The organism is Rhodoblastus acidophilus (genome assembly GCF_900187365.1).
Taxonomy (GTDB): domain Bacteria; phylum Pseudomonadota; class Alphaproteobacteria; order Rhizobiales; family Beijerinckiaceae; genus Rhodoblastus; species Rhodoblastus acidophilus.
Window position 1 is genome coordinate 173,782 of sequence record NZ_FYDG01000001.1, and the last position, 24,486, is coordinate 198,267.

The window sequence follows — 24,486 nt, forward strand, 5'->3', positions numbered from 1 at the left end:
ATGAGACGACATATGTTGATTGAGGCTGGATTTGATATCGCATTCGACTGTCCGGCGCAGACTCCGATGCTGCTGCAGTTGAATGTCCATCCCTCGCGCGAGCCCGACCTCCTGACGCCGGACCGGATCCGTTCCGATCCCGCGGTTCCCCAGAGCGCCTATGTCGATCTGTTCGGCAACCGCGTCACGCGCCTGGAAGTCCCGCCGGGACGCATCACCTTCAGCAACCGCTTCACCATAGCGGACAGCGGCGAAGCGGACCCGACGCCGCCCGACGGCGCCTTGACGCCGATCTCCGCCCTTCCCGACGCCGTGCTGCTCTATCTCACCTCGAGCCGCTATTGCGACAGCGACAAGCTCTCGGATTTCGCCTGGTCCCATTTCGGCAAGGTCGCCGGCGGCGCCCGGCGCGTACAGGCGATCTGCGATTTCGTCCACGACAAGATCCGCTTCAGCTACCCCGACGCCCGGCCCACGCGATGCGCCAGCGATTCGCTTGACGAAGGCGTGGGCGTCTGCCGCGATTTCGCCCATCTCGCCATCGCGCTCTGTCGCTGCATGAATATTCCCGCGCGTTACGCGACGGGCTATCTCGGCGACATCGGCGTTCCGCCCGATCCCGCGCCGATGGATTTCAGCGCCTGGTTCGAGGCGTTCCTTGAGGGCCGCTGGTATACGTTCGACGCGCGCCACAACCAGCCGCGCATCGGCCGGGTTGCGATGGGCTATGGACGCGACGCCGCCGACGTCCCGCTCACGACCGCCTTCGGCGTCGCCACGCTGGTCCGTTTCGAAGTCGTGACTCGCGCGTCGAGCCAGCAGGGAAGAGCCAACCCGGCGGCTTGAGCCGCCTGATGCAGCCAATTTATCCAAGGACGCATCGGCCGCGAGCCTCGGGAGCGGAGCTGCGCAGTTAAAGGTTCCGCGCCCGCGACGAACGTTCCCAGAGCAAGCAAGGTCATCATGGCCGGTAAGCCAGCCCGACGCGTTCGCCAGGTCTGGAGATCCGGCGCCGACGCGATGCGCGCTGGCGTCCGCCCCGTCGTTCCAACCTGGGTCTTGCGCCGGGATATCGAAAAGTCCAGCTGGGCTCGAATCCAGAAAACACGCCAGGAGCGATTGTTTTCAGCGCGGCGCGTCTTATTTTCAGCTATCGACCGGCCAGCGTCGTCTGCGAACCGGACCTTCACTCTGCGCCCGCTTCCCTTGCATCAGGGCGTTGATCTCATCAGCCCGGATCCGCCCGCCGACCGCCCAGCTCCGCTTACGCGTTCGTTCATTTTTCGAACCTGTGTTACATCGACCCCGATTTTGCCTTGTTATCCGATCAAAAGCGCAATTGGCTGAGTCGGGAAAAATGTCTGAGGCGGGGCCCGTGACAAATCAACAGCCGCTTTTTCCCGTGGTCGGCGTTGGCGCCTCAGCCGGGGGCCTGCGGGCGCTGGAGTGTTTTTTCGAAACCATGCCTGCGGCGCCTGGGATGGCGTTCGTTGTTTTGATGCATTTGGCGCCGGACAAGCACAGCCTTCTCACGGAAATACTGTCGCGCTTGACCAACATGAGCGTCACCGTCGCGCAGGATGGCTTGGTCGTTGAGAAAAACAACGTCTATGTCCTGCCGCCAAATGCGACGCTCGCCATGGCCAGCGGAACCCTAAAGCTTCACGTCACTGACGCCTTGCACCACGAACGCGCGCCGATCGACGCTTTTTTTTCTTCGCTGGCGTGTGATCGGGGGAATTATGCGGTTGGCGTCGTGCTGTCGGGCAACGGCAACGATGGCGTGCTCGGCGTCAAGGCGATCAAGGAAGCAGGCGGCTTCACCCTGGCCCAGACAAGGGATTCGAGCGGTCCGGACTTCTCTGGCATGCCTGACAGCGCCATAGCGAGCGGCATGGTGGATTTCGCCATATCCGTTCGTTCCATGCCGGACCGGCTGGCCAAAATCTTTCAAGCGCCTGATGGAGCAGGCGATTCGGCGGCGCGGAGCGAAGAAAGCGAGGAGGAGGCCGTCGCCGAAGGTGCGCGCGCCGCCATTTGCGCCTTGTTGATCCGCAAGACGGGCCATGATTTCAGTGGCTACAAAACCGGCACATTCATGCGCCGCGTCCACCGTCGCCTGAAGATGCATCAATGCGCAAACGTCGCCAATTACATCCAGCTGCTCGAAAGCGACTCCCATGAAGCGACGCAACTGTTTCATGATTTGATGATTAATGTGACCGACTTTTTCCGCGACAGGGAAGCTTTCGAAGCCTTGCGGCAGACGGTGATTCCTCGCCTGTTCGAGGGCAAGGGCGCTTCCGACTGGGTCCGGGTCTGGACGCCGGGTTGTTCGACCGGGGAGGAGGCGATTTCCATCGCCATTCTGCTGCGTGAATACATGGACGGCCTGCCGTCTCCGCCGCGCGTGACGGTTTTCGCCACCGATATCGACGAAAACGCGCTGGCGAAGGCGCGCGCCGGGCGCTATCCGGAGCAATTGCTGCGTCACGTGTCCCCTGAAAGGCGTGATCGCTTTTTCATCGCGTATCCCGGCGGCTATATGGTCGCGCCGGTGGTGCGCGACATCTGCGTCTTCTCTCCGCACAATATTCTGCGCGACCCGCCGTTCTCGCGCATGGACATGATTTCGTGCCGGAACCTGCTGATCTATTTCGACGCCGAGGCGCAGCGGCGGGCGTTCCCCCTGTTCCATTACGCGCTTCGGCCAGGCGGCTTCCTTTTTTTGGGCCTGTCCGAAACCATCGGCCGCTTCAGCGATCTCTTTGCCCCTTTCGACAACGTCAAATGCGTTTACCGGGCCAGCGAGGCCTCCCGGACGACGCGCTTGCCTTTGTCGGTCTCCGGCCTGCCGCTTGCTCCTTTCGCCGGTCGGCCCTCGGACGCCGCCTCCGCCAAGGGCGCGTTGCAGCTTCGCGAGGTCGTCGAAAGCCGCGTCGCTCGCCTGACGCCGCCGCACGTGGTGGTGGCCGCTGACGGCGAAATTCTCTATGCCTCGGCGCGAACCGGCAAATATCTCGAACTCGCTCCGGGCGCGCCGAACCGCCAGTTGCTGACGATGGCGCACAAGGATCTGAGGCTGGATTTGCGCGGCGCGTTGCGCGAGGCATTGCAGACCGGGCAAATCACCGAGCGCGCCAACGTCAGATTCGAAACGGAAAACCAGGGCTTCGATTATGTGTCGCTGCGGGTCGAGCCCTTGCCCGAACGCACCGGCGACGTTCCCGAATTGCTGATCGTCTTCAGGGAATGCGCGCCAGGCGCCGGCGAAGCCGCGCCCGGGTGCGCCCATCCGCCGGCGCCGGAAGCCAACCGCGTCGACGCCGAATTGCGTGATGCGCGCAAACAATTGCATACGACCATCGAGGAATACGAAATTGCGCTCGACGAACTCCGGTCGGCCAATGAACAGATGATGTCGTTGAACGAAGAATTGCAATCCAGCAACGAGGAACTGGAATCCTCGAAGGAGGAATTGCAATCGGTCAACGAAGAAATGCAGACGGTCAATCAGGAGATCCTGAATAAGGTTCAGGATCTCGATCGCGCCAACGCCGACCTGAGCAATGTTTTCGTCAGCGTGCGGATCGCTGCGATCTTTCTCGATCGCCATCTGGCGATCCGAAGCTTCACCCCGCCGTCGGCGCAATTGTTCAATCTCATTTCGACGGATGTCGGCCGTCCGCTCACCCATCTCACGACCACGCTCGATTATCCGGGGTTGGAAGACGATCTGCGCAAGGTGCTCGACGGCGGCGGTCCGGTCGAGCTGAGCGTTCGCAACAAGGACGCCGACCCGCGATACTACCTGATCCGGCTGACGCCGGATTGCGATTCAGCCGGGGCGGTCAACGGCGTCGTCGCGACTTTCATTGATGCGCCGAGCCTGTCGCGCGCGGAGCAATCCATTGAGCGGTTGTTCGCCGAACGCCTGAAGGCCATGCAGGCCATGGCGGCCGGCCTTGCGCATGAAATCAACCAGCCGCTCGCGGCCATCGTCATGTATCTCGAAGCGTTGCGCCGGCAGGCGGCGGCGAAACCCGACGCTCGACCGGCGAGTCTTGAAACGTTGCTGGACAAGGTGATCGGCCAGAGTTTGCAGGCGGGACGCATTATCCACAATCTCCGCGAGTTCATCTCGCAGAACGAGCCCAACACGACAATTTTCAGTCTGCACGATCTGATCCGCGAAACCGTCGACCAGTTCAAGGCCGTCGCCCAGTCGGACGCGCCGCTGCTGACCCTCGCCTTGAACGCCGAAAATGACCGTGCGGTCGCCGACAGGACCCAGATCAATCAAGTTCTGGTCAATTTGATGAAAAACGGCCAGGAGGCGATGGAGGGCTCCAGCCAGCGCGAATTAACCATCAGGACGTCCCGGATCGAAGATGACATGGTTCGGATCGACGTCGCCGACACCGGCGCCGGCCTCGACAGCGCGGTGCAAAGCCGATTGTTCGAGCCTTTCCTTTCCACCAAAATGCGAGGCATGGGAATAGGCCTGCCGATCTCGCGCAAGATCATCGAGGCCCACAGCGGGAAACTCTGGGCTAGCCCCAACCCTTGCGGCGGTGCGGTCTTCAGCTTCACTTTGCCGCTCGCCGCCCATGTTTCGTCGGAGATCGTTGCATGAGCGATGGCGTTGCGGTGCATGTCATTGATGACGATCCGGTCATTCGCGACTCGCTCGAGATCCTGCTTGCGACGGAAGGGTTCAATCCCCGGGTCTATGCGTCGGCCGCGAAGTTTTTGGAGCAGTTGGAGACGCTCGATGACGGCTGCATCGTGACGGATCTCCGCATGCCCGGGATGACCGGGATCGAATTGCTGGAAAAGCTTCAGGAACTGCAAATCGATCTTCCTGCGGTCGTCATTACCGGGGACGGTGACAGGGCGCTGGCCCTTCAGGCGATGAAAGCCGGCGCGACCAGCATTCTCGAGAAGCCGTTCGACGTCGCCGATCTCATCGCATGCGTGCGCGTGGCGCTTGCCGACAAGGCCAATAGTCCTGCGCGGGAGGATGCAAAAGCCGCGTTCGCCGCCCGCCTGACGACATTGAGCGTCGAAGAACGGCAGGTGTTCCAGGGGATGATCGCCGGACAAACCAGCAGGACAATCGCGGGCCGAATGGGCTCAAGCCAAAGAATTGTTGACCTCCATCGTTCGACCGTCATGCTGAAAATGCAAGCGCGCGACTTGAGCGAGTTGCTGCGGATGGCGCTGGCGGCTGGCGAAGAAGTTCTTATGGAAACCAAGGGGAGCGAGAGCGCGGCGATGCAAAGTCGCGCGAATCCGCCGAAGGAATCGTGATTTGCTCATGGCGCGGGGACACCGCGAACTGCGACGGCGTGGCTCGCGGCGTTCAGCCAATGTTGCGGCTCCGCCCGCATGAGACAGGGTTTCCCGTCTCGTCAAGCAGGCGAATGCTGGGGGGGGGGGCTCACAACGCCAATAGGCCGATGACGGCGCGATCAAGACGATGAGCGACGGACGGCAGGCGCGCCTCGTCCATCCGGTCAGGCGCCGCGCACGATAGCTCCAGTGTCGGAGCGTTGCGCTTTAAGCTGTATGATCAATTCACTGGCGACGAAATGGTCTGAACCGGCGTTGAAGGCGCGGAGGTTCACTCGTCCAAGCGGATTAAGAATCAATCGTCTGGACTGGTTAAGCCAACGGGACTACCGTGCGGGCGTCTCAGTTGCCTTCCCGCCGAAATTTTCGCTGGCGCGCCGCAATTCGGGCGATCTTCTTTGCGAAAGCGACCTGGATGGCTAGAGGCGAAACACGCGGGAATGGATCCAAGGATCTGCAAACGATCCGGGGCGAGGACAAACGCCCTCTGGTGGTGGGGATCGGCGCCTCGGCCGGCGGCCTGGAAGCTTTTGCAAGCTTCTTCTCCAAAATGCCTGCGGACTCGGGGCTGGCCTTTCTGCTGGTGCAGCATCTCGATCCCGATCACAAAAGCATTCTGACGGAGCTGATTTCCCGGCAGACCACTATGGCGGTGACCGAGGCCGTGGATGACGCGCCGATCCGCGCCAATGCGATTTTCGTCATTCCCCCCGATGCGACCTTGACCATCGCCGATGGACGGCTCCGGGTCGAACGGCCGGCGCCGCCGCGGCGCACGCGGTTCCCGATCGATTCCCTGTTCACGTCGCTTGCGGAAAACCTGGGGGAAGGCGCGGTCGGCATCATTCTCTCGGGCACCGGCAGCGACGGAACCTTGGGCGTTCGCGCGATCAAGACTCATGGCGGTCTCGCGCTCGCGCAGGCGGGCGACGACCATGCGCCCTTGAACGGCATGCCGCAGAGCGCCGCGGCGACGGGCCTCGTCGACGACGTGCTGAAGGTCGATGACATGCCCGCCCGGCTCATCGAATATGCGCGCCACATGCAGGGCGTGGCGCCGCTCAAGGACGGCGACGGCGCCCGACGCGACCTCGACGATCATCTCGCGACCATCAGCGCTTTGCTGCGCACAGCGATCGGGCACGATTTTGGGCAATACAAGCGCAACACGCTGGCCCGGCGCGTCCAGCGGCGCATGCAGGTTCTTCAGATCGAAAGCGTGCCGGAGTTCATCGAGCGCCTGCGCCACGACCCGCCGCAGCTTCAGCTGCTGTTCCGGGAGTTCCTGATCGGCGTGACGCAATTCTTCCGCGACCCCGAGGCCTTCGAGGCGTTGCGGGTGAGCGGTCTGGCGAAGCTTTTCGAGGGCGGCCCCGAAACCTTGGAGCCAATCCGGATCTGGGTTCCGGCTTGCGCCACGGGCGAGGAGGTTTATTCCATCGCCATCCTGCTGAGCGAGGAAATGGAGCGGCGTGGCGTCGCGCGCCAGGTCCAGATATTTGGGACGGACATCGACGACGTCGCGGTGGCGACGGCGCGAACCGCCTGCTATCCGGCGACGATGACCGGGGTGTCTTCCGAACGCCTTGAACGATGGTTCGCGCCGCGCGGCGACGGCTTCAGCCCGATCAAGCCAATTCGGGAAATGTGCGTTTTCTCGGTGCACAGCATCATCAGGGATCCGCCGTTCTCGAAGCTGGACCTGATCTCCTGCCGCAACCTGATGATCTATCTGGACGGCGGATTGCAGGACAAGGTGCTGCGGTGTTTCCATTACGCGCTCAGGCCCGGACGCCTGCTGTTCCTCGGGCCGTCGGAGGGGTTGGCGCACGGGTCGAGACTGTTCTCCGTCATCGACAAACGGCATCGCATTTTCGAGCGGCGCCAGACCGACACGCCGACGCGGCTCCCGGACTTCCCTTCGGCGCGAATCGAAACGCCCGAGCCGAAGCCCGCCCCCGACGACCGGATCGAGCGCAACGTTCGCAACGCGCTCGAAAAGCATTCTCCGGCTTACGTCGTCGTGGACGACCATTACGATGTCGTGCGCTTTTCCGGCGGCGGCATTGGAAGATACCTTGAGCCGGCCGGAGGCCCGCCGAGCCTCAACCTGTTTTCGCTGCTGCTGAGAACGCTCCGCCCGGTCGTTCGCACCGCGGTGCAACAGGTTTTTGGCGAGGGCCGCAGCTTTGTCGAGGACCAGATATCGGTTCGCATCGACGGCGCGAGCCAGGCGGTCAAGGTCATCGCCGAACCGCTTGGCGGCGGTCAGGAAAAGGGCAGGTTGTGCGTGATCGCGTTTCAGGCGCTCATCTTGCCTCCCGGCCGCGCCGGAAAACATGCGAACGAGCCGACGGACGTCGCCGCGCGGGACAGCGAGCTGCAAGCGCAACTGTTCGCCGCGACGACGGACCTGGAGGCGGCGCGCGAAGAGGCCGCATCGGCCGTCGAAGAGCAGCAGTCGATCAATGAAGAGCTGCAATCCTCGAACGAAGAGCTGGAAACCGCCAAGGAGGAGATGCAGTCGATCAACGAGGAATTGCAGACGGTCAACGCCGAGTTGAGCAACAAGAACGATCAGTTGATGCGTTCGAACAGCGACTTGCAAAACCTCCTCGACAGCACGGACATCGCCACGGTCTTCCTCGACCCCGAACTGCGCGTCAAAGGCTATACGCCGGCGATGACGGAGCTTTTTCATCTCCGCGATGCGGATCGCGGCCGCCCGCTCGATGAAGTCGTTTCCCGCATCGCCTATGGCGATTTACGCCAGGACGTGATGACCGTCCTCCGCGACGCAAGAACAATGGAGCGTGAGGTCGAGATCGCGCACGGCGGCACGACATACATCATGCGCATGCGACCCTACAGAACGCTCGACGGGGTGATCGACGGCGTCGTCATCACTTTCGTGGATATTTCCGGACGCAAGGCGATGGAAGAAGCGTTGAGGGAGCACGCGGCCATCGTCGAGTTCTCTCAGGACGCCTTGATCAGCCTGACGGTCGATGGCCGGATCCGCTCCTGGAACCCGGGGGCGGAGCGGCTTTTCGGCTATGACGCGGCGCAGGCGTGCGGCCGGAACATCGTTTCCCTGCTGGGGGACGCCGGCGTTCATGAGCGCCTGATGGCGCAGGCCAAGGGGGGGCAAATCGCGGGTCCGGTCGCCACGACATGGGGGCGGCGCGACGGGGTCAAGGTTGACGTCGAAATCGCGGTGATGCCGATCAAGGCCAGCGATGGGGCGATCATCGCGCTTGCGCTGTCCGCGCGAGGCATCGCCGAGCGGATCGAGGCGGAAAAGCATCGCACGCTCATGGTCCACGAACTCGGCCATCGCGTGAAGAACGCCCTCGCCATCGTGCAGGCGATCGCGGCGCAAACCTTCAAGACGACGCCTCCCGAGGAATTCACCGCCACGTTTTCCGACCGCCTGGCGGCGTTGGCGAAGACGCACGATCTCCTGACCCGCGAGGATTGTCAGGCGGCCTTGCTTGGCGACGTTATCCAAGCGGAACTCGCGCCATACCAGAACGCGGCGGGCGCCCCGCGTTGGACTTGCGAGGGTCCCGACGTCCTGCTCTCGGCGAAAATCTTGTTCGCGCTAGGGATGGCGTTTCACGAACTCGCCACCAACGCCGCCAAATACGGCGCCTTTTCAAATCCGGGCGGGCGCGTCGACGTGGCCTGGACCCAACAAAGCGGGGAGAAAGGTTCTCGCCTCAAGCTGGACTGGGTCGAGTCCGGCGGCCCCCCCGTGGCGACGCCCACGCGGCGCGGCTTCGGAACCAAGCTGATCAGCGGCTGCCTGGAGGGCGACGTCGTGATGAATTTTGACCCCTCGGGCCTGCGGGTGTCCATTGACACCGAATTGCCCGCGCCTGGAACGGGCTGACGCTTGGCGGGCCACGCGATAGCGAGCGCAGAAGATGTTCGCATCCATGCGGCTGGACGCCGGCATGGAAAGCGTCAGCGGAGCGCTTGACGCCGACCAGCGGCGCGGGGCGCTTAACGCGGCGCCTTCAACGGAATATCAACGCGAAAAAGGCCAGGCGATGCCTGGCCTCTAAATGTTCGGTTGTCGTCGGGCGCCAGTACATCCGTGGTCGCCGCGACGGAGAACCGGATCAGGCGGCGGCGAGCTGCTCGGCCGACATCTTGCCCGACTTGTTGTCGCGCTTCATTTCGTAGCCAATCTTCTGGCCTTCGACGAGATCGCGCATTCCGGCGCGCTCCACGGCAGAGATGTGAACGAACACATCCGCGCCGCCATCGTCGGGCTGAATGAAACCGAAACCCTTGGTGGAATTAAACCATTTCACTGTGCCGGTGGTCATGACAGAACCCTCCTCATAGCAGTATTGACGTCCACCGCGCGAATGCGCAGCGGCTTTTTCCGACTTTCGAAGTGGGGGGTAGGTTCGTCACGAGCGCACAAGGCGCGGTAGAAAAACGGCCGTCCAAACAAATATCGTAGGTTTCTTTTAGATGAAGAATTTTTCGAAATCAACCGAAATCTGTAAACGATTGACGAATTATCTCTATCGCAGCGGTATTATTTCTCCGGGCGATCCATTCTTCCCTTGCTATCTATGGACGGATCGCGCCGCCGGATTGCTGGGCGTCCGACGCCATAAGCGGAAGCCGAGGCGCAGCCGTGGCGCGAAACATTTCTCGTCGTCCAGTTCGGCGATGAGGATCCTCCGCATGAGGCCGGCGCCCGCCCGTTTCGTCGAGGCCAAATTCTCCATGAGACTTTTATCCATTCCGAAGCGTTGACCTCATAGCAAGAGAGGTCAAATGCTTGATTTTTGGTACGGAATGACCTTTGGGCCCAGCGAATTGGCTTGGCAGTCCCAACGCGTGCTCGCCCTGCGGTTCAACAAGTTCATCGTCGAAGGCTTCGGCGCGGCGGATGAGGCTCATCGTATGGTCATCGAGAAGGTTTTCGCTTTTTCCGAAGCGACGGCGAAGCTCTCCGTTGGAGTTTTTCCACATGTCGTCATGAAGGACATCCAGACCGTCGTCGATGAAAATGTGGAGCGCCTTTCGCCTTCTTTGAGCGGCTGACGCATCCAGGCTGGCGATCTCCGGGCCGGCGCCGCAGCGCGTCGCGGCGAAGGTGTCGCTTCCCCTCCATTCGTGCGCGCCGCGTAATGTCGCGGCGCTCCCCTCCGCCTCAAGGGTTGGGGCTACGCGCTTGGACGCCACTTCGCCATGGGCAGGCCCAACCCGCGCCGATCAGACATAATGGATTTGGAACAGATAGATAACCATTTCAGCCCGGGCGTGGACTTGTCTTGTTTTGATCTCAATCAAGGCGCATAGATTGTCATGTCGATCTGGCTTCGCGGCGCCAGAGACCCGTCATCACACGCTGCAATTGGCTCTCCAACAGTTGGAATGATCTCCGGCGCCGACCACGGATATCCTGGCGGCGCCGGGCTTTCCTGCTCGGGTGCGGCAACTGGGCGAAGCGCCCCCAATTGATCTTTCCCGACTGCACAAACGCGGCGCCGTCGCCTGATCGCCGTCTTTAGCCGGGCGTCGTCAAATCGCAGCGTTGGCTGGTCCGCGTCGGATCCATCGCCGCAATCGGTCTGCAAGGCCCGGCGCATCGCGCCGACCAATCCGGCCAAGCCCCTAATTCCGTGAAGAAAAACGAAAAGGACAAACCATCATGAACACGCCGCAGATTTATCGGCGCAACACCCCCATAGCCAACCATCGCAGCGCGCCGCATCGCTTCGCCTTGGGGCAAGCCGTCCGGCTGAAGGGCGGTTTTGCGCAGCGGGCGCCGGCCCTTGGCGTCTGTCACATCACTCGCACGCTCCCGCCGCTGGGGGAATCGCCGCAATATCGCATCCGCAACGATGGCGAGAGCCATGAGCGGCTGGCGTCGCAGAACGAGCTCGAAGCGGTGACGGGCGAAGGCGCGGATCTCATGGAAAGGACATTCCATCATGGCTAAAGCACAGAAACGCGGCAATCGCGAGATCAAGAAGCCAAAGCAGGACAAGACGGAGCCGAAGCCGCTCCAGCCCGTCGGCAACCACATCGGGCTCTCGGCGATTAAGGACGTGAAGCGCGTGAACGGAAAAGCGCGATCATCCTGAGCCGGCGCGAATTCGCCTGCTCAGAAAGTCGGACGAACGCCGTCACGCTTGGGGCCGTCTGGGACGTTTGCAAAGGACTCAGCCATGAAGGCCGTCAATAAACAAAGCGGACTCAGACCGGACGCATTCGCAATCAGCATATGGAAGAACGAGGGCGGCGCGCCGGCGCGCATCGGCGTCCGTCTCATGCTGGGCCTTTCGTGTCAGGAAGCGACGGACAGCATGGTGTCGACCAACCAGTCCAATGTCATGCGCCGGCCAGAGCGCGGCTGGCGGCTGGCGTGGACGCCGCAGGAGGAGTAATGATCATGACGCTGGCTTTCCTTAACCCGAGCCGCGCTTTCGACGGGGCGCGAAACGCCGTGAGCTTCATCGGCCACGACGGCATGTTCGAGATACGCTTCTTCGTCGAGGCCGCGGCGCTCGCCAGCCGCCAGGAGCGGAAGGCGACGATGTCGGAAGCGGAATTTCTCTCGGCCTTCGACGCGATGCGTCCCTCGATCCAGGACGTCGCGCGCGACGTGTATTCAAGGCGACGCAGCAACCTCAACACCTTGTCCGTCGCGGATTTTCGGTAAGGCGGCGACATGCGTTGCCGGCGCCCGCATCGGGATTTCCGCCGCCGCCAACGCAAAGCTAAGGGGGGTCTTGAGCGAGAGCCTGTCCCGACTGCCCTGGGCGCCTATGGATTGGCTGACCGGTCCTTTCATGCGTTTTCTTCGCATCGAAGCCATGGCGGGCGCCGTCCTGCTGCTCAGCTCCCTGCTGGCGTTGGCGCTGGCGAATTCTCCGTGGTCGGCGTCCTTCCTCACCCTGTGAGACGTTCACGCCGGGATCAATCTTGGCGACGTTGCCATTGCAAGGTCGGTGAAACACTGGATCAACGACGGGCTTATGACGTTGTTCTTTTTCGTCATCGCGCTTGAACTGAAGCGCGAACTTGCGCTGGGCGAACTGCGCGATCCCAGAGTCGCCGCATTGCCGATCGCAGCGGCGGTCGGCGGGAGCATTGCTCACCGGCATCGGTTTTACGATGGCCCTGTTCATTTCCGATCTCGCGTTCGGCGCCGAGCATCTCAACTCGGTCAAGCTCGGGGTGCTCTGCGCTTCCGCAATCTCGGCCGCGCTGGGCCTACTGATGCTGGCCTGGCTCTCGTCCGCCCGACCAGGCGATCCGGTCCCGGTGGCCCAGCCGTAGCCGAAGCAAATCGAACGCGGCGGCGCCCATCGAGCAAGCGCAGGAGTGTGTATGGAAAAAGTCAAACTTGAACCGCGGGACGCGGAATCAAACTGGATCGGCCGTGTCTCCAAACGGGCGTTTCTGCGCATCGAGGTTTCGACTTATCTGATCCTGGGCTTGCTGCTCGCGATCGTCGCGCTCATCGGGACGGCCGGAGCCGTTTTCACACTCACGAAAGCCGCGTACGACGTCGACTCTCCGGCTTGGCTGGTCGTGACGATAGACCGGATTTTGCTGGTCCTGATGGTCATCGAAATTCTTCACACTGTGCGCGTTTCCTTCAACGAAGGCGCGTTGGTTTGCGAGCCGTTCTTGATCGTCGGGCTGATCGCTTCCATCCGCCGCGTTCTCGTCATCACGCTGGAGTCTTCGCAAGCGCAGGAGTCTGGAAAAACGACGCCGAACATAAATGATCTGTTCAATTCATCGATGATCGAGCTGTGCGTGCTCGGCGGATTGATTCTCGTCATGGTTTTTTCGATCTATCTGCTGCGCGGCGGCAAGCGAACCATCGCCGATCGGCTGAACCCCTGAAGCCTATATTTGCAGCGCCGACGCATCGGAAATTACTCAGCGCCCCCGCCTCGCCATCTACGGTGGAATGCAACCGTCCCGGAGTCGCGGGCGAACTTCATCGAAGTCTTCGCATGCAAAAGCTCGCTCCGCTGCCCGGCGAAAACCCCTGTTCCAACATCGCGAGCCGACCGGGAGCGGAAGCGTTTCTCGTCGTCGCGATCGGCGCGTCGGCCGGAGGGCTCGACGCCTGCCGGTGGCGGGACATTCCTCGCTCAAGGTTTGCGAGGCGACGGGATGGCGCCCCCGCCGAGCTTGAGCCTTTCTATGTCATTTCCCCGGCGTTTCCCTTTCGGTGTCACGCGGCGCGCTGCGGTTGTCGGAGCCCGAGGCGCGGCGCGGGGCGCGGCTGCCGTTTGATTTCCTGCTGCAATCGCTGGCGGAAGACTATTCTGAAAACGCAGTCGGCGTCGTGCTTTCGGGCACTGGCGCGGACGGCAGTCGGGGCGTGAAGGCCATCAAAGAAAAGGCCGGGCTGGTCCCCGCTCAGGATCCCGACGAAGCCGAATTTGACGGCATAAGGACCTCGCACTTCTCGCCAAGGATCTTTTTATCAACGTCACCTGTTTCTTCCGCGACCCGAAAGTGTTCGACTTTCTCGCCGAAAACGTTCTGCCCGGCCTGATCCTCGATCAACCGGCGGCGACGCCCTTGCGCATCTGGGTCGCCGGATGCAGCACGGGGGAAGAAGCCTATTCGCTGGCGATCCTGTTTCGCGAAGCGAGCGGCAAGGCCCTCAAGCTGCAGCCTGTCGATCTGGAGCGATCCGCGCCGGCTCAAACAGATGCTGCGCAACCTGCTGGCCAATGCGCTGAAATACACCCGCGAAGGCAAGGTCCTGCTCAATTGCCGCCGCCAGGGGGCAACCATGAGCCTGGAGGTCTGGGATACCGGCATCGGGATCCCAGAGGCCGAGATCCACACGATTTTCGAGGAATATCATCAGATCGACAATGAGGCCCGTGAGCGCTCGCGCGGGCTCGGCCTGTCGATCGTCCGATGGTTGAGCAACCTGCTCGGCCATCGCGTGCGCGCTCGCATCATGGCGATGGTTCAGTGTTTTCAATTGAGGTCGCGCTTGCGCCGAACGCGCCGCCAGCCAAGGCGACGGTCGCACGGCGCGGGGACATGGCGGAGCCCGATGAAAAAGCGCCCCGCAAGGGCGACATCCTGATCGTCGCCGACGACCCGGAGGTGCGGGAGCTGCTGGCGCCTCTCCCGAAATAGGATGGCCACCGCACGTCGCGCCTTTGAACAGGCTCATGATTCCAGCAAGCTGGTCGCCTGGCGCGAAGCCGCCGCCGCCCAGATTGAAGGCCTCACCCCCAGGCAGAGGCAGATCATGGAACGGGTCCTCGCCGGCGCGCCCAGCAAGAATATCGCCGCCGACCTCGGCATCAGCCAGCGCACGGTCGAAAACCACCGCGCAGAAATCATGAAACGCACAGGGGAGAAATCATTGCCCGAATTGGCCCGTCTCGCTGTCGCCGCCGCCGAGTGACGGCGCACGCCATTCGCGCAGACGTCGCCCTCTCCGCAGCGTCTCATCAGCCTTGGCGCCGACCTCGTCGCCAAACTGTGAGTCCCCGGCGATCCCGGATTGCAGGCAGAAGGCCATCGGCAAGAGAATCCCTCGGGGACATGTTTCGGACGAAACGGCCCGAACGGCTGGAGATCCGTTCGGGCCGAACACCGGGCGGTTTCGTACATCCGGAAACCGTCCGGATCGTTGACGCAAGGAGGCGAGCGTCAAATCGGGTGAACTTCTATTCAACTGCGTCGCCGCCGACGAGCAAACTCAGGCGTCGCCGGCCCGACCTCGAAAGGGGCCGATCAGACCGCCCTCTCTCGCGCTCCGCAGGCCTTAACCATATAAAAATGGTAGAGTTTTTGTGTGCGGAGGTCAATGAATTGTTTTTTCTAACCTTCGCCCCTCCGGAAACAGAAAATTCTCCGCACGGCGCGGCGGGAGGCGATTGTTGTTGCGCCAGGCCCTGGGTCAATATTTCGCTGCGGCGACCGTTTTTCGCCATGGGCATGTTGATGTTCGAAGCGGGATTGTAAGTCCCGCCAACAGGCGGGGGGAGGCATTCCCAACCGCTCACGGCCGCTTTGGGCGCATAGACCAGCGCGACTTCATATGAGGAATTCGGCGTCGCCTCCTAGGAAAAGCCGTCGAAGATATGGCCAGAAGCCGGCGACAGGAGATTTTTCACTTAACCATTGAGCCGGGCAAGCTCCCTTCAACGAGAAACGGCGTGTCTTCAGAGTTTTGTCTCACCCCGCCCGGCTGCGAAAACGCGACGTCGGCCGGGTGCGAGGCGCGAATCGCGCAGCCTTGGGCGGGGCTGAGAACAGCGTGTTGCGGCGGTTTCTATAGCAATAACGATTAAAAAGCGCCGCAGCCGTCGTGCTTTAGACGCGTCCGATAATCTTATGTTATCGGACTTTGCAAAACTGAGCCCGCCGGACGGGGCGACAAGCGCTATCCAGAGCCGCACGGATGCCTGCGGGCGCCCGATCTGGGAATGGCCCCCGCCTCCACGCGTAAAACCGCCAGGACGGCGCTGACCGCTGTCGCTCAGGCGAGCGTCGCCTGAGCAAGATCCGGCGCGCCTGTGTCTTGACCGCTTCAAGACCGGATTGATCGACAGCAGCGCGCCGATCGACGCCAGTGGAATTTCGCGCGGCCCTTCCGCCGCATTTTCCCGCGGTCGATCCCATCGCCGTCGAATGGGCCAACTCGCGACGCCGCATCGAGGCCCGTCTGCGCCATCATCCCACGGCCTCTCTCCGCCCTTTGGCGAGTTTGCCGCGCAGCAGCGCCATCAGCGCCGGACCGATCGAAAACTCCTTGGCGCGCGCTTTGGCCGACAGCGCGCGGAGATAACCGCCCGGACTGCCGATCGCCTCGCCCTTTTGCAGGATCGCTGCAATCATCACCGCCGCGTCTGGAATCCCCATGGTTTCCTGAGCCTCGCGCCAGGCGTCCGCGGATATGCCAAGCGCCGCGCGCGCCAATCCCGCCGTGGCGATCAGATCGCGCCAGGAATTCACCCCCTGCTTGGCGTAATCGACGATGTCGGGACAGGCCTCCAGCACCATCCCGAGCGGATAAGCTTTGATCGTCGTTGCGAGCTTGGGCGCGTTCGCCTCATCGGCGCCCTCATCTCTGGGGAGAGCGCCGTTATCTTGGTCGACAAGGCCGAAATCGTCGTCCCTGCCTTCTTGGAGGGAAGGTTCAAGATCAATTGAGGGTTTTGAGTTTGAATTTTGTATGTGCCGCTCAGTTTGAGACTCATTGGCGCTTATTTTTTGCGAATTGATGTGCGTTTCCAGCAAGTTAAGCACCTCGGCCGACAAGAGCGCAAGTTCGTCGGCCACCGGTTCCAGTTCGGCGCGCGTCGCAGTGCGTGGGATGCGGCAGACGATCGCGCGAAACATGTCGTTGATCGCAATCCAATCGGCAGGCCCCTGCCCCCCGATGCGCGTCGGCACGCCCTCTTCCAGGCCGGTCACGATCATCTTGGCGATGTCACGCCGACAGATGGTGATGCGTTCACGCACGCGTTTCAGCGCGCGCTCCTCGGCGCGCACCGCTTCGGCCAGCGTCTCGAACTCCTCGGCGCGGGCGACCAGGGGCGAAAGGTCGAAGCCAAAGGCGATCTCGACCTCCCCTGCCCCATCCTTGCGCGCGTAGCGTTTGCCGTTGGGGCTGTCGCGTCGAACGATCAAGCCCGCGTCGACCAGCACGGCGAGATGGCGCCTGAGCGTCGCAGGCGCCATGCCATGCGCGCGAAGACTCAGTTGCCGATTGGACGGAAACACCACGAGGTCTTCGCCGGCGAGAATGGTTTCGGGATGAAAAGTCAACAGCGCGTCGAGCACCGCCAGGGCGCGCTCCGACACGCCAAGACGCGAACGCGCGGCGCAGATTGCCCGGAAGACATTCCATTTATGCGCGAATTTTTCCGGTGGCCGCGCCCTGGCCGCCGCCTGGCTCGCCACATGGGCGAGCGTCAGCGACCGCCGCCCAAAGGGCGTCGTCGATCGATGTGGTTCCATTGCCTTGCCTCATCCAGGCAAAGAAATTTTGTCCACCGAAACGGCGCTTTCGCGCGGGTGACTCTTGACTATGATTCGCGGAAGTGGGATTCTCAAGCTGCCAAGAATGAGAAAGGGGCTTCCGGAACTCTGTTTCGGGGGCCTTTTTCTTTGCTTTGGTTGCTCCGTTTGAGTTGTAGAAAACGCGGGTTACTTACTCTCGCGGCCCATGAAGGCCGCATAGAGCTCCGGTAAGCTCTCGATCAGATAAGCGCCGAACTCGGGCGCCACTTTCTTGTCGATGACCACCGTGCACAGCTTCTTGTCGTCCTGGATGCGCGCCACCGTTTTGCCGTCTGGCGCCACCCAAGCCGAAGGCTTCGTCTTGGGCTTCAGCGGCTTGACTTTTTTTATGACCGAGGCGGAAAACAGGAGATTGAAGCGCTCGTCCGACGAGGCCGCAGACATCAGCGCGTCGGACATCGCCGCGCGGACCGCGCCCACTGACGCCTCCGCTTCAAGATTGGCCGCCAGCGCGATCCAACGATCTCGTCCGGTCTTGGGCGCGGCGCCAATGGCGTCGATAATGTCCGGCGGAATTTTGGTCGCCGCGGAAATGAGGCGGGACAAGCCTGTCTTGTCAACGAACAGCGCGGCCATGATGGTGGCGCGCTCAAACCCCCGCTGCTCAAGCGAGGCCGCGAACCGCGCCCGCTCGATGAACGACAAGTCCGTTCGGGCGTTGTTTTCCTGACCTTGCGCGATGACGAGTTCGTCATCGCTCAGCCTCTTGACGATGGCGCGCACCGGCCGTTGAAGTTCCACAGCCGCCCGCAGCCGACGATGGCCGTAGGCGACCTGGTAGCGGCCCTCCTTGTCCGGGTGGGGCCGGATCAGGATCGGGACTTGCTGTCCGTGCGCACGGATGGATTCGACCAGATCCGCGTAATTTGCGGCGTCGAAGCCGATGCGATCGGAAATAAAGGACGGATCGATCGACTCCGTCGGAATGTCCTGAACCGCGTTGGCTTTCAATTGTTCGATCGATCGGGTCACCGCGCCGATCGCGCCGCGGGCGCCGCCAAAATTGGCGATTGCGGCCGCCGGTTCGTGCGGAGAGGCCGGAGACAGGTCCGGGTTGCCGGCCGGCAACCCGAGGCCGCCCAGGCCCGACAGCAGGTTCTTGCGCGCCATTACGCCCTCCCCCACGACGCCCGGATCAAGTGCTCGATTTCGCCATTGACGTTGTCCAGAGCTTCCATCGCGCGGTCATAGGTCGCGCGCGTGAATTGATCGCGGGTCACTTCATAAAGCGTCTGCTTGGTGATCCCGGCGTCCGAAATCGCCGTGCTCTTGAGCATCGGGTAATTCAGCACATGCTCGCCGAAAATGGACCGCATGAACGACACCATCTGGTTCTGCGGACCGTCGCCCGGCTCGTACCGCGTCACAAGATACCGCAGCCAGTCATATCCCATGTTGCCGCCAGCGCTTGCGATCACGCCGAGAAGGTCGGAGGTCATGATCAGGAACTGACACATCGACATGACGTCGAGCATTTGCGGATGAACCGTGACAAGCACCGCCGTCGCGGCGCAAAGCGCGGACATCGTCAGGAAGCCGAGTTGAGGCGGACAGTCGATCACGACGACGTCATAGCGATCCGCCACCGTGGCCAGCGCGCTGTCCATGCGCGTAAAAAACATGCCTTCGTCGCCCAGTCCGGCCGCCAGCGCCTTGGGCGTTTCGTGCTCGAATTCCATCAATTCGAGATTGGCGGGGATGAGGTCGAGATTGGCGAAATAGGTTTTCCGGATGATATCCTTCATTTCCCGGCGCGACGTCCCGTAGCGGATCGCGCCATAAAGGGTCTGATTCTCGCCGAGGTCGAATTCCGGCTGAACGCCATGCAGGGCGGACAAGCTCGCTTGCGGATCGAGGTCGATGGCCAGGACGCGATAACCGTGCAACGCCAGATATTGCGCCAGATGCGCCGACGTCGTGGTCTTGCCGCTGCCGCCCTTGAAGTTGACGACGGAAATCACCTGAAGGTGTTCTGCGCCAACCCGCGCGGGAATGTATCGCCGTTCGGCCTTGCCGCTTGAATCGAGATAGGCGCGAACGCCTTGAATGTCCGCCGCCGAATATAGCCTGCGCCCCTGCGGGCCGACTTCGACCTCAGGCCCCTTCCCTTCGAGCGAGAGACGCCGAAGATAGCCGTCGTTGACGCCAATGAATTTAGCGGCCTCTCCGGACGTGAATTTCCGAAGTGATTTATGCGCCTCGGGCGGATAAAGCTGAAGACGATGCGCCTGAAGCTTCGAGGACAGTTCTCGTGCATGAGCGCCCACCAGGTCATGAATAGCGCTCGGCTGTGCGATTCGCGCGGTGCTCGTAACCACGTCTTCTCCTCGTATGCACGGACAACCGCGCAAAATTAGACTTCTTCCGTTATTGATCTCCCGATTCTCGATGGCTGGCAAGCGGTTTTAGGTTAATAAGAGTTTAATACACGCGAAAAACGATTCGCGTCGCGCTTTGATCTCTTTGCTCCGATGCGCGCCTTGACGTCATTTATTTTCAAAATGTTATTCAGGAGTTGTCGGCCGGCAACTGCCGCAGGTCGCCAAAGCCTTCGTTCCGCGCGGCCGAGCGTTCCGCGACCGGCGCGTCACTCGACATCCACGATCGCCACCGAGGTTTTGCGGCGGGATCGAGCCGAACCTCACCCCGTATTGAAGTTGTAGCCTTGATGTCGCCTCCCGCCGACTCCCTGTGGGGCGGCATGTCTAGCGCTGCGCGCGCCCTGCCCCGGCCGCGCCTGCCATTCGCCTGAAGACTTTGCGGCGATCGATCGACGCGGCCAAAGCGCTGGAGGCGATGGGGGCGGCGACCGTGGCGCCGCCATCGCGCCGGGAGGCACCCCGGCGCCAAACCTTTAAGACGCGCGGACGCCGGTCCGCCGCGACGCGACGGAGCGGCCGCGGGCGAGACTGGCGGCGGAGTCCGCGCCCCTCACCCGCGCCATTGCTGAAAGGTCACGAAAATGGCGGCCAGGCCGGCGGCCGCGAGGACCGAAATTGTGATGAGGGCGCCATGTTCCATGAATTTGCCGGCGAAATATCTGAAGACGGCGGCGCGCCTTCTCCCGACCGTGACAGACCTCCTCATCCCCATGCCTCCAAGTGCTGTCGCGCTTAAGTGACGCCGCATTGGGCGAGATTTCGCGGCGTTCTCGCGGGGCGCGGCCCGCGCGGCGCGGTCAAAATCTGCCGCAATCGCGGCGTTCACGGGTGTCGACGCCGCCGTTGGCGTGATGATAGGCGATGATGGAGAGACGGCAGCCCTCGTCGTCCCGGTAGGTCCGGACAACCTCATGACGACGCCAATCGCCTCGAAGATCGCTTGCCGCCTCCGCGGCCATCGGCGCGCTCTGAGCCCAGGTTTGCGCCGACGCCGCCGGGAAAACGGCGGCCGCCGTCACGACGACGAGCGACGCCGCAGAAGACGCCAGAGGGCGCGCCCGCCGGCCCATGTCTCGGACGGCCGCGCCGCGTCGAAAACGATCATATACGTTCATCCGCCACCCCCGTTGATCCCGCGCTCCGCGCCCGTCATGCTTCAATGACGAGGTCGCGCCAGCACGGCGCTGTCATGGTGTCCTGATCGATTTCGCAGACGCGCCCGTCGGCCCAGGCGCGTTTGGCGCCGGGATAGCGAAGGACGACGCGTTCGGGCGCGGGGCCGGACAGATCCAGTTCGACCCTGGCGCCGGTCTCCGTCCTGCGCGCGCGAAGCGTGAGGAGGCCGAAAGCGGTGGGCGCGCCATTGAGGGCGATTCCATCGCCGTTCCACCACGCGTCGGGAACGGCGCGGAACAGGCTGAGGGCGTCGCCGTCCTCGTAAGCCAGCATCCGCCGGAGCGCCGTGAAAAACTCGGCGCCGATCCAGCTGTGCGGCATGTCGCCGATATAATCGGGCGCGCGCATTTCGCCCCACGCCACCTCCGCCCATCCGCGCCAGCCTGGGGGACGGCGCGCGCCCATCATCGTGTTCAGCAGCCGGAACGCATCCTCCCGCCGGTCGAGCACGACCAGCGCGTTGAGGTTGCGCAATTCATAGGGCGAGAAGTTTCCGGTGAAATCCGGCGCCGAGATCGTCGCGATGCGGCGGGCGGCGCGGTCGAAAGTCGCCGCGATCAATTCGGGCGGCAGCGCGTCGGCGACGCGGCAGGGCGCAAAGGCGATGGCGGTGGCGGTCGGATCGACATCGTTGCGGTCGGCCGATCCGGGGATCTCGCTTACGCCCATGGCCGCCGCTGTGGCGCGGATCGAGCGCGTGAGCAAATCCGCGAAGGCGCGCGCCCGCGTCTCCGCCTGCTCCGCCACATCGGCCGCGCCTTTCTCGCGCGCGAGAAAGGCGCAATTGCGCCAGGCGGCCAAGGCGAAATAATCGTCCCAATAGCTGAACGACGGCTTGCTGTAGCCTTCGTGACTGAGCGAAGGCGCGAGAAGCCCTCGCCGGCGAGGGCCTTCGCCCCGCGTGCGCGCGGTCAGCTCGTCGAGGAATTTGGTCGCGCGCGCGACCGGCTCGAACACGGCTTCGAGAAAGGCGCGGTCGCGGGTGACGCGAAAGATTTCGGCGGCGATGCAAACGAACTCGCCTTGCGCGTCAAACTCGATGTCGCCGCCATAGCCGTGGTTGACCGCGCCGTCGCCATCGAGAATGGGCGGCGCGAGGCCGTTGGGGTAGATGCGCCGCGCATACCACAGCACATAGCGTTTGGCGTCTTCGACCAGTCCCGCCCACAGCAGGGCCAGAGCTTGCGACGAACCGTCGCGAATCCAGACCCGGTCGTAATTGCGCGGCCCCGGTTTGAAGGCGAAGGGCGTCGCATTGACCAGAATGTGGGCGATCTGCGCGTCGAGCGTGTCGGCGATCTCGGGGTCGCCGACCTCGATCCGGCGCGGCCCCATCCGGTCGCGCCAAGCTTTTCGCACAGATTCGCGCGCGTCCTCGAACGGCATTTGCGCGTCGGGTTGGACGCCATCGCGCATCGGCGCCGCGACCGTCACGGAGAAATGTTCTCCCGGCGCCAGCGCGAACGAAAACTCGCAGGCGGCGCTAAGCAGGCCGGAGGCGCTCTCCAACGCATAGGGAGTCTGGAGCGGTAGGTTTTCAATCAGCCAGACCACATCGCCCCCATCGAACTCGGCGATGGCGCAATAATTTGGCGCGCGCGAAAATTCGGCGTAGATCGCGCCGTTCACCCAGAGGCGGCGCCCCTTGAGAGCCATGGACATGATCGCGGCGTGGCCGCCATGCTGCCAATAGGGGTTGATCTGAACCGGCCGCACAGCCAGCGCCAACCCGCCCGATTGCGCCGCCGCGCCCATATTGGACACGCGATATTCGCAGAAAACCTGGCCCGCGTCGGCGAAAGCCGTGACGCCGCATTCGAGGCCTTGCGCGCGCCAGACGACGCTGGCGATGGGCAGCGAACCCGCGTCCAGGGTTTGCGTCAGGCGCTCGGCGCCGGGCGCGCCGCGCAATGCGCCGGCGCAGCGGAGCAGGGCGGCGATCTGCGGCGCGCCGGGGCGGGGTTCGACGGCGCCATATTCGTCGATCAGCGCCTGATCGCCGCGGCCGCATTCCCCGAGCGCGGTCCAGTAAACCTGACGCCCCAGCAGCGTCTGCGGATAGAGCTCGGGCCGGGCGCGGCGGGCGGCGCGTTCGAGATCGCCAATCGGCATACGGTCCTTGTTCTGGAGACGCAGCTTGAACTCAGTTACCGTGGCGCCAGCGGCTGAACGCGCTTCATGCAGGGTCAGGCGCAGATAGCGGCTGGTGGTCGAACGCCACCAAAAACTGTCGAGGCCGCCGTCGCCGGTCGTGATGCGGCCGACCTCGCGGAAGGCGGCGCCATCGTCCGACAGGGCCACGGAAAACACCGTTCCGAAATCCTCGCCCCATTCGATCAATGCGCCGAGCGGGGCGCGGGAATAGCCGAAATCCACGGTGAGGCTGGCGCCGGTCGCCAACCGGAACGGCGCGCCGCTCAGCGCCCGGATCAGGCCCGGTTCGCGCGTCGAGGCCGCCTCCCCCGGCGCAAACAGGTTGACCTGGACGATGGCCGGGCCACGCGCGCCGGGCGGATCGTCGCTGATCACGCGCAACAGGCGAATGTCGGTCGGGGCGAAGCCGAACAGATCCAGACCGCCTTCGCCATGGCGGAGGCCGCACAGGGGGAACCATGTCGCCGCATCCGACGAAGCGGCGACGCGATAGCTCTGCATCGCATGGCCGCCCCAATAGATTTCCAGCCCCGCGAGCGTCGCGGTCTCGCCCAGGTCGATTTCCAGCCAGGCATGTTGGTTCGCCTCGGCTGTCCAGGCCGCGCCATAGGCGCCGTCGATGGCGAGGCGGGGATCGCCGCTGGAGGCTGTGGCGCGCCACAGCCGTTTCGGGGGGAGGGGCCGCGCGGCCATTGTCATGCGCCCCGGCCGCCGGCGCGCGGCTTGAGAAGTCCGCGCAGCATGACCTTCCGATGCGTCGAGATGAACGCGTCGCAATCGATCGCCCTGCGGTTTCCGAACAAAAGGGAGGTGATGTTGAGAAACACGGCGGGCGCGACCACGAACCGGGCGAGTTCATAAGTGTTGGCCGGCTCGATCTCGCCCGCCGCTACGGCGAGGTCGAATCTCTTGCTGAGGCTGGTCATGATGGGGTCGGCGAATTCGGCGAAATTGTCATCGACGAATTCAGGGAAACGGTCGGCCTCCGACACCAACAGGCGAAGCAGCTCGCGGAACTTCGGATTCTCGAAAATGAATTTGTAAAGTCTGGAAATGATGTAATCGATATCTTTTGCGATATCGTCGCTCCATTCCCATTCTTTTTCATGAAATTCTGTCGCCAGCGGCGCGCTTAAACTTGTAATCAATGTTTTGAAGAGATTCTCTTTACTCCCATAATAAAAGTATATCGTTCCCTTGGTCACCCCGATGCGCTTGCCAATATCTTCAAGGCGGGCGGCGCCATAGCCCGTCGCCACGAATTCATCGAAGGCGGCGTCGAGAATTTGTTCCGGCCGCTCGGCTTTTTGCTTGGATCGAATGCCCGCCATGCGCGCCCCCATGAACCCGCTGTTATTGACTT

General features: G+C 62.8%; 21 protein-coding genes and 2 pseudogenes. 16 read left to right on the top strand and 7 right to left on the bottom strand.

Annotated elements, in window-relative coordinates:
• Positions 1-12: 12 nt before the first annotated feature.
• The 4 genes from CFB24_RS00760 to CFB24_RS00775 all read left to right on the top strand — a co-directional run bounded on the left by CFB24_RS00760 (position 13) and on the right by CFB24_RS00775 (position 9,250).
• Positions 13-846, top strand: a complete 834-nt coding sequence (locus CFB24_RS00760; RefSeq protein WP_088518662.1) for a transglutaminase-like domain-containing protein — start codon at positions 13-15, stop codon at positions 844-846.
• A gap of 511 nt (positions 847-1,357) precedes the next feature.
• Positions 1,358-4,636, top strand: coding sequence for a CheR family methyltransferase (locus CFB24_RS00765; RefSeq protein WP_088518663.1), 3,279 nt, complete (start codon positions 1,358-1,360; stop codon positions 4,634-4,636).
• Entirely contained in the window at positions 4,633-5,313 is a 681-nt protein-coding gene (locus CFB24_RS00770) for a response regulator transcription factor (protein ID WP_088518664.1), read from the top strand. The genes CFB24_RS00765 and CFB24_RS00770 overlap by 4 nt, the downstream gene beginning before the upstream one ends.
• A gap of 457 nt (positions 5,314-5,770) precedes the next feature.
• Positions 5,771-9,250 (top strand): chemotaxis protein CheB, encoded by a 3,480-nt coding sequence (locus CFB24_RS00775; RefSeq protein ID WP_088518665.1) that lies wholly within the window; start codon positions 5,771-5,773, stop codon positions 9,248-9,250.
• A 232-nt stretch (positions 9,251-9,482) separates the two neighbouring features.
• Here CFB24_RS00775 and CFB24_RS00780 read toward each other — a convergent pair whose 3' ends face one another.
• Complete coding sequence (locus CFB24_RS00780) at positions 9,483-9,692, bottom strand: cold-shock protein (protein ID WP_088518666.1); 210 nt, start codon at positions 9,690-9,692, stop codon at positions 9,483-9,485.
• 463 nt (positions 9,693-10,155) lie between these two features.
• Between CFB24_RS00780 and CFB24_RS00790 the strand changes: the two genes are divergently transcribed.
• From CFB24_RS00790 to CFB24_RS23520, 12 genes and pseudogenes are all read left to right on the top strand, one after another.
• Positions 10,156-10,425, top strand: coding sequence for a hypothetical protein (locus CFB24_RS00790; RefSeq protein ID WP_141098302.1), 270 nt, complete (start codon positions 10,156-10,158; stop codon positions 10,423-10,425).
• Positions 10,426-11,035: 610 nt separating this feature from the next.
• Complete coding sequence (locus tag CFB24_RS00795; protein ID WP_088518669.1) at positions 11,036-11,326, top strand: hypothetical protein; 291 nt, start codon at positions 11,036-11,038, stop codon at positions 11,324-11,326.
• Positions 11,319-11,471, top strand: a complete 153-nt coding sequence (locus tag CFB24_RS22935; RefSeq protein WP_170068153.1) for a hypothetical protein — start codon at positions 11,319-11,321, stop codon at positions 11,469-11,471. The genes CFB24_RS00795 and CFB24_RS22935 overlap by 8 nt, the downstream gene beginning before the upstream one ends.
• An 84-nt stretch (positions 11,472-11,555) precedes the next feature.
• Positions 11,556-11,774, top strand: a complete 219-nt coding sequence (locus CFB24_RS23355; RefSeq protein ID WP_088518670.1) for a hypothetical protein — start codon at positions 11,556-11,558, stop codon at positions 11,772-11,774.
• A gap of 5 nt (positions 11,775-11,779) precedes the next feature.
• Complete coding sequence (locus CFB24_RS00805) at positions 11,780-12,049, top strand: DUF1488 family protein (protein WP_088519466.1); 270 nt, start codon at positions 11,780-11,782, stop codon at positions 12,047-12,049.
• A 70-nt stretch (positions 12,050-12,119) separates the two neighbouring features.
• Positions 12,120-12,485, top strand: a pseudogene (locus CFB24_RS24000) (Na+/H+ antiporter NhaA); the annotation flags it as partial.
• A gap of 19 nt (positions 12,486-12,504) precedes the next feature.
• The gene (locus CFB24_RS23505; protein WP_425332114.1) at positions 12,505-12,669 is read left to right on the top strand and encodes a Na+/H+ antiporter NhaA; all 165 of its coding nucleotides are present in this window, start codon (positions 12,505-12,507) and stop codon (positions 12,667-12,669) included.
• Positions 12,670-12,720: 51 nt separating this feature from the next.
• Entirely contained in the window at positions 12,721-13,245 is a 525-nt protein-coding gene (locus CFB24_RS00815) for a phosphate-starvation-inducible PsiE family protein (protein ID WP_088518671.1), read from the top strand.
• Between the two features lie 334 nt (positions 13,246-13,579).
• Positions 13,580-13,909: a chemotaxis protein CheB gene (locus CFB24_RS22380; RefSeq protein ID WP_141098303.1), complete on the top strand. Its 330-nt coding sequence runs from the start codon at positions 13,580-13,582 to the stop codon at positions 13,907-13,909.
• Positions 13,870-13,971, top strand: a pseudogene (locus CFB24_RS23510) (chemotaxis protein CheR); the annotation flags it as partial. The gene CFB24_RS22380 and the pseudogene CFB24_RS23510, both read left to right, overlap by 40 nt.
• Before the next feature lie 97 nt (positions 13,972-14,068).
• Positions 14,069-14,458, top strand: coding sequence for a sensor histidine kinase (locus CFB24_RS23515; RefSeq protein ID WP_244593183.1), 390 nt, complete (start codon positions 14,069-14,071; stop codon positions 14,456-14,458).
• 54 nt (positions 14,459-14,512) lie between these two features.
• Positions 14,513-14,785, top strand: coding sequence for a response regulator transcription factor (locus CFB24_RS23520; RefSeq protein ID WP_104469653.1), 273 nt, complete (start codon positions 14,513-14,515; stop codon positions 14,783-14,785).
• A gap of 1,274 nt (positions 14,786-16,059) precedes the next feature.
• Here CFB24_RS23520 and repC read toward each other — a convergent pair.
• From repC to CFB24_RS00855, 6 genes are all read right to left on the bottom strand, one after another.
• A complete protein-coding gene (gene repC / locus CFB24_RS00830) occupies positions 16,060-17,349 on the bottom strand; it encodes a plasmid replication protein RepC (protein ID WP_088518672.1) in 1,290 nt (429 codons plus the stop codon).
• A 189-nt stretch (positions 17,350-17,538) separates the two neighbouring features.
• Positions 17,539-18,522 (bottom strand): plasmid partitioning protein RepB, encoded by a 984-nt coding sequence (gene repB, locus CFB24_RS00835; protein WP_088518673.1) that lies wholly within the window; start codon positions 18,520-18,522, stop codon positions 17,539-17,541.
• Entirely contained in the window at positions 18,522-19,730 is a 1,209-nt protein-coding gene (gene repA, locus CFB24_RS00840) for a plasmid partitioning protein RepA (protein ID WP_088518674.1), read from the bottom strand. The genes repB and repA overlap by 1 nt, the downstream gene beginning before the upstream one ends.
• A gap of 860 nt (positions 19,731-20,590) precedes the next feature.
• Positions 20,591-20,863, bottom strand: a complete 273-nt coding sequence (locus tag CFB24_RS00845) for a hypothetical protein (protein WP_088518675.1) — start codon at positions 20,861-20,863, stop codon at positions 20,591-20,593.
• A gap of 79 nt (positions 20,864-20,942) precedes the next feature.
• Entirely contained in the window at positions 20,943-23,816 is a 2,874-nt protein-coding gene (locus tag CFB24_RS00850) for a discoidin domain-containing protein (RefSeq protein ID WP_158255206.1), read from the bottom strand.
• A 2-nt stretch (positions 23,817-23,818) separates the two neighbouring features.
• Positions 23,819-24,466 (bottom strand): TetR/AcrR family transcriptional regulator, encoded by a 648-nt coding sequence (locus CFB24_RS00855; protein WP_088518677.1) that lies wholly within the window; start codon positions 24,464-24,466, stop codon positions 23,819-23,821.
• Positions 24,467-24,486: the final 20 nt, after the last annotated feature.

Coding starts and splice junctions, on each gene's coding strand:
- CFB24_RS00775 (WP_088518665.1), top strand. CDS start 5,771: ATGGCTAGAGGCGAAACACGCGGGAATGGATCCAAGGATCTGCAAACG.
- CFB24_RS00805 (WP_088519466.1), top strand. CDS start 11,780: ATGACGCTGGCTTTCCTTAACCCGAGCCGCGCTTTCGACGGGGCGCGA.
- CFB24_RS23505 (WP_425332114.1), top strand. CDS start 12,505: ATGGCCCTGTTCATTTCCGATCTCGCGTTCGGCGCCGAGCATCTCAAC.
- CFB24_RS00760 (WP_088518662.1), top strand. CDS start 13: ATGTTGATTGAGGCTGGATTTGATATCGCATTCGACTGTCCGGCGCAG.
- CFB24_RS23515 (WP_244593183.1), top strand. CDS start 14,069: ATGCTGCGCAACCTGCTGGCCAATGCGCTGAAATACACCCGCGAAGGC.
- CFB24_RS00790 (WP_141098302.1), top strand. CDS start 10,156: ATGCTTGATTTTTGGTACGGAATGACCTTTGGGCCCAGCGAATTGGCT.
- CFB24_RS22935 (WP_170068153.1), top strand. CDS start 11,319: ATGGCTAAAGCACAGAAACGCGGCAATCGCGAGATCAAGAAGCCAAAG.
- CFB24_RS00845 (WP_088518675.1), bottom strand. CDS start 20,863: ATGGGCCGGCGGGCGCGCCCTCTGGCGTCTTCTGCGGCGTCGCTCGTC.
- CFB24_RS00855 (WP_088518677.1), bottom strand. CDS start 24,466: ATGGGGGCGCGCATGGCGGGCATTCGATCCAAGCAAAAAGCCGAGCGG.
- CFB24_RS00765 (WP_088518663.1), top strand. CDS start 1,358: ATGTCTGAGGCGGGGCCCGTGACAAATCAACAGCCGCTTTTTCCCGTG.
- CFB24_RS00770 (WP_088518664.1), top strand. CDS start 4,633: ATGAGCGATGGCGTTGCGGTGCATGTCATTGATGACGATCCGGTCATT.
- CFB24_RS23520 (WP_104469653.1), top strand. CDS start 14,513: ATGGCCACCGCACGTCGCGCCTTTGAACAGGCTCATGATTCCAGCAAG.
- CFB24_RS00815 (WP_088518671.1), top strand. CDS start 12,721: ATGGAAAAAGTCAAACTTGAACCGCGGGACGCGGAATCAAACTGGATC.
- CFB24_RS00850 (WP_158255206.1), bottom strand. CDS start 23,816: ATGGCCGCGCGGCCCCTCCCCCCGAAACGGCTGTGGCGCGCCACAGCC.
- CFB24_RS23355 (WP_088518670.1), top strand. CDS start 11,556: ATGAAGGCCGTCAATAAACAAAGCGGACTCAGACCGGACGCATTCGCA.
- repB (WP_088518673.1), bottom strand. CDS start 18,522: ATGGCGCGCAAGAACCTGCTGTCGGGCCTGGGCGGCCTCGGGTTGCCG.
- repC (WP_088518672.1), bottom strand. CDS start 17,349: ATGGAACCACATCGATCGACGACGCCCTTTGGGCGGCGGTCGCTGACG.
- CFB24_RS00780 (WP_088518666.1), bottom strand. CDS start 9,692: ATGACCACCGGCACAGTGAAATGGTTTAATTCCACCAAGGGTTTCGGT.
- CFB24_RS00795 (WP_088518669.1), top strand. CDS start 11,036: ATGAACACGCCGCAGATTTATCGGCGCAACACCCCCATAGCCAACCAT.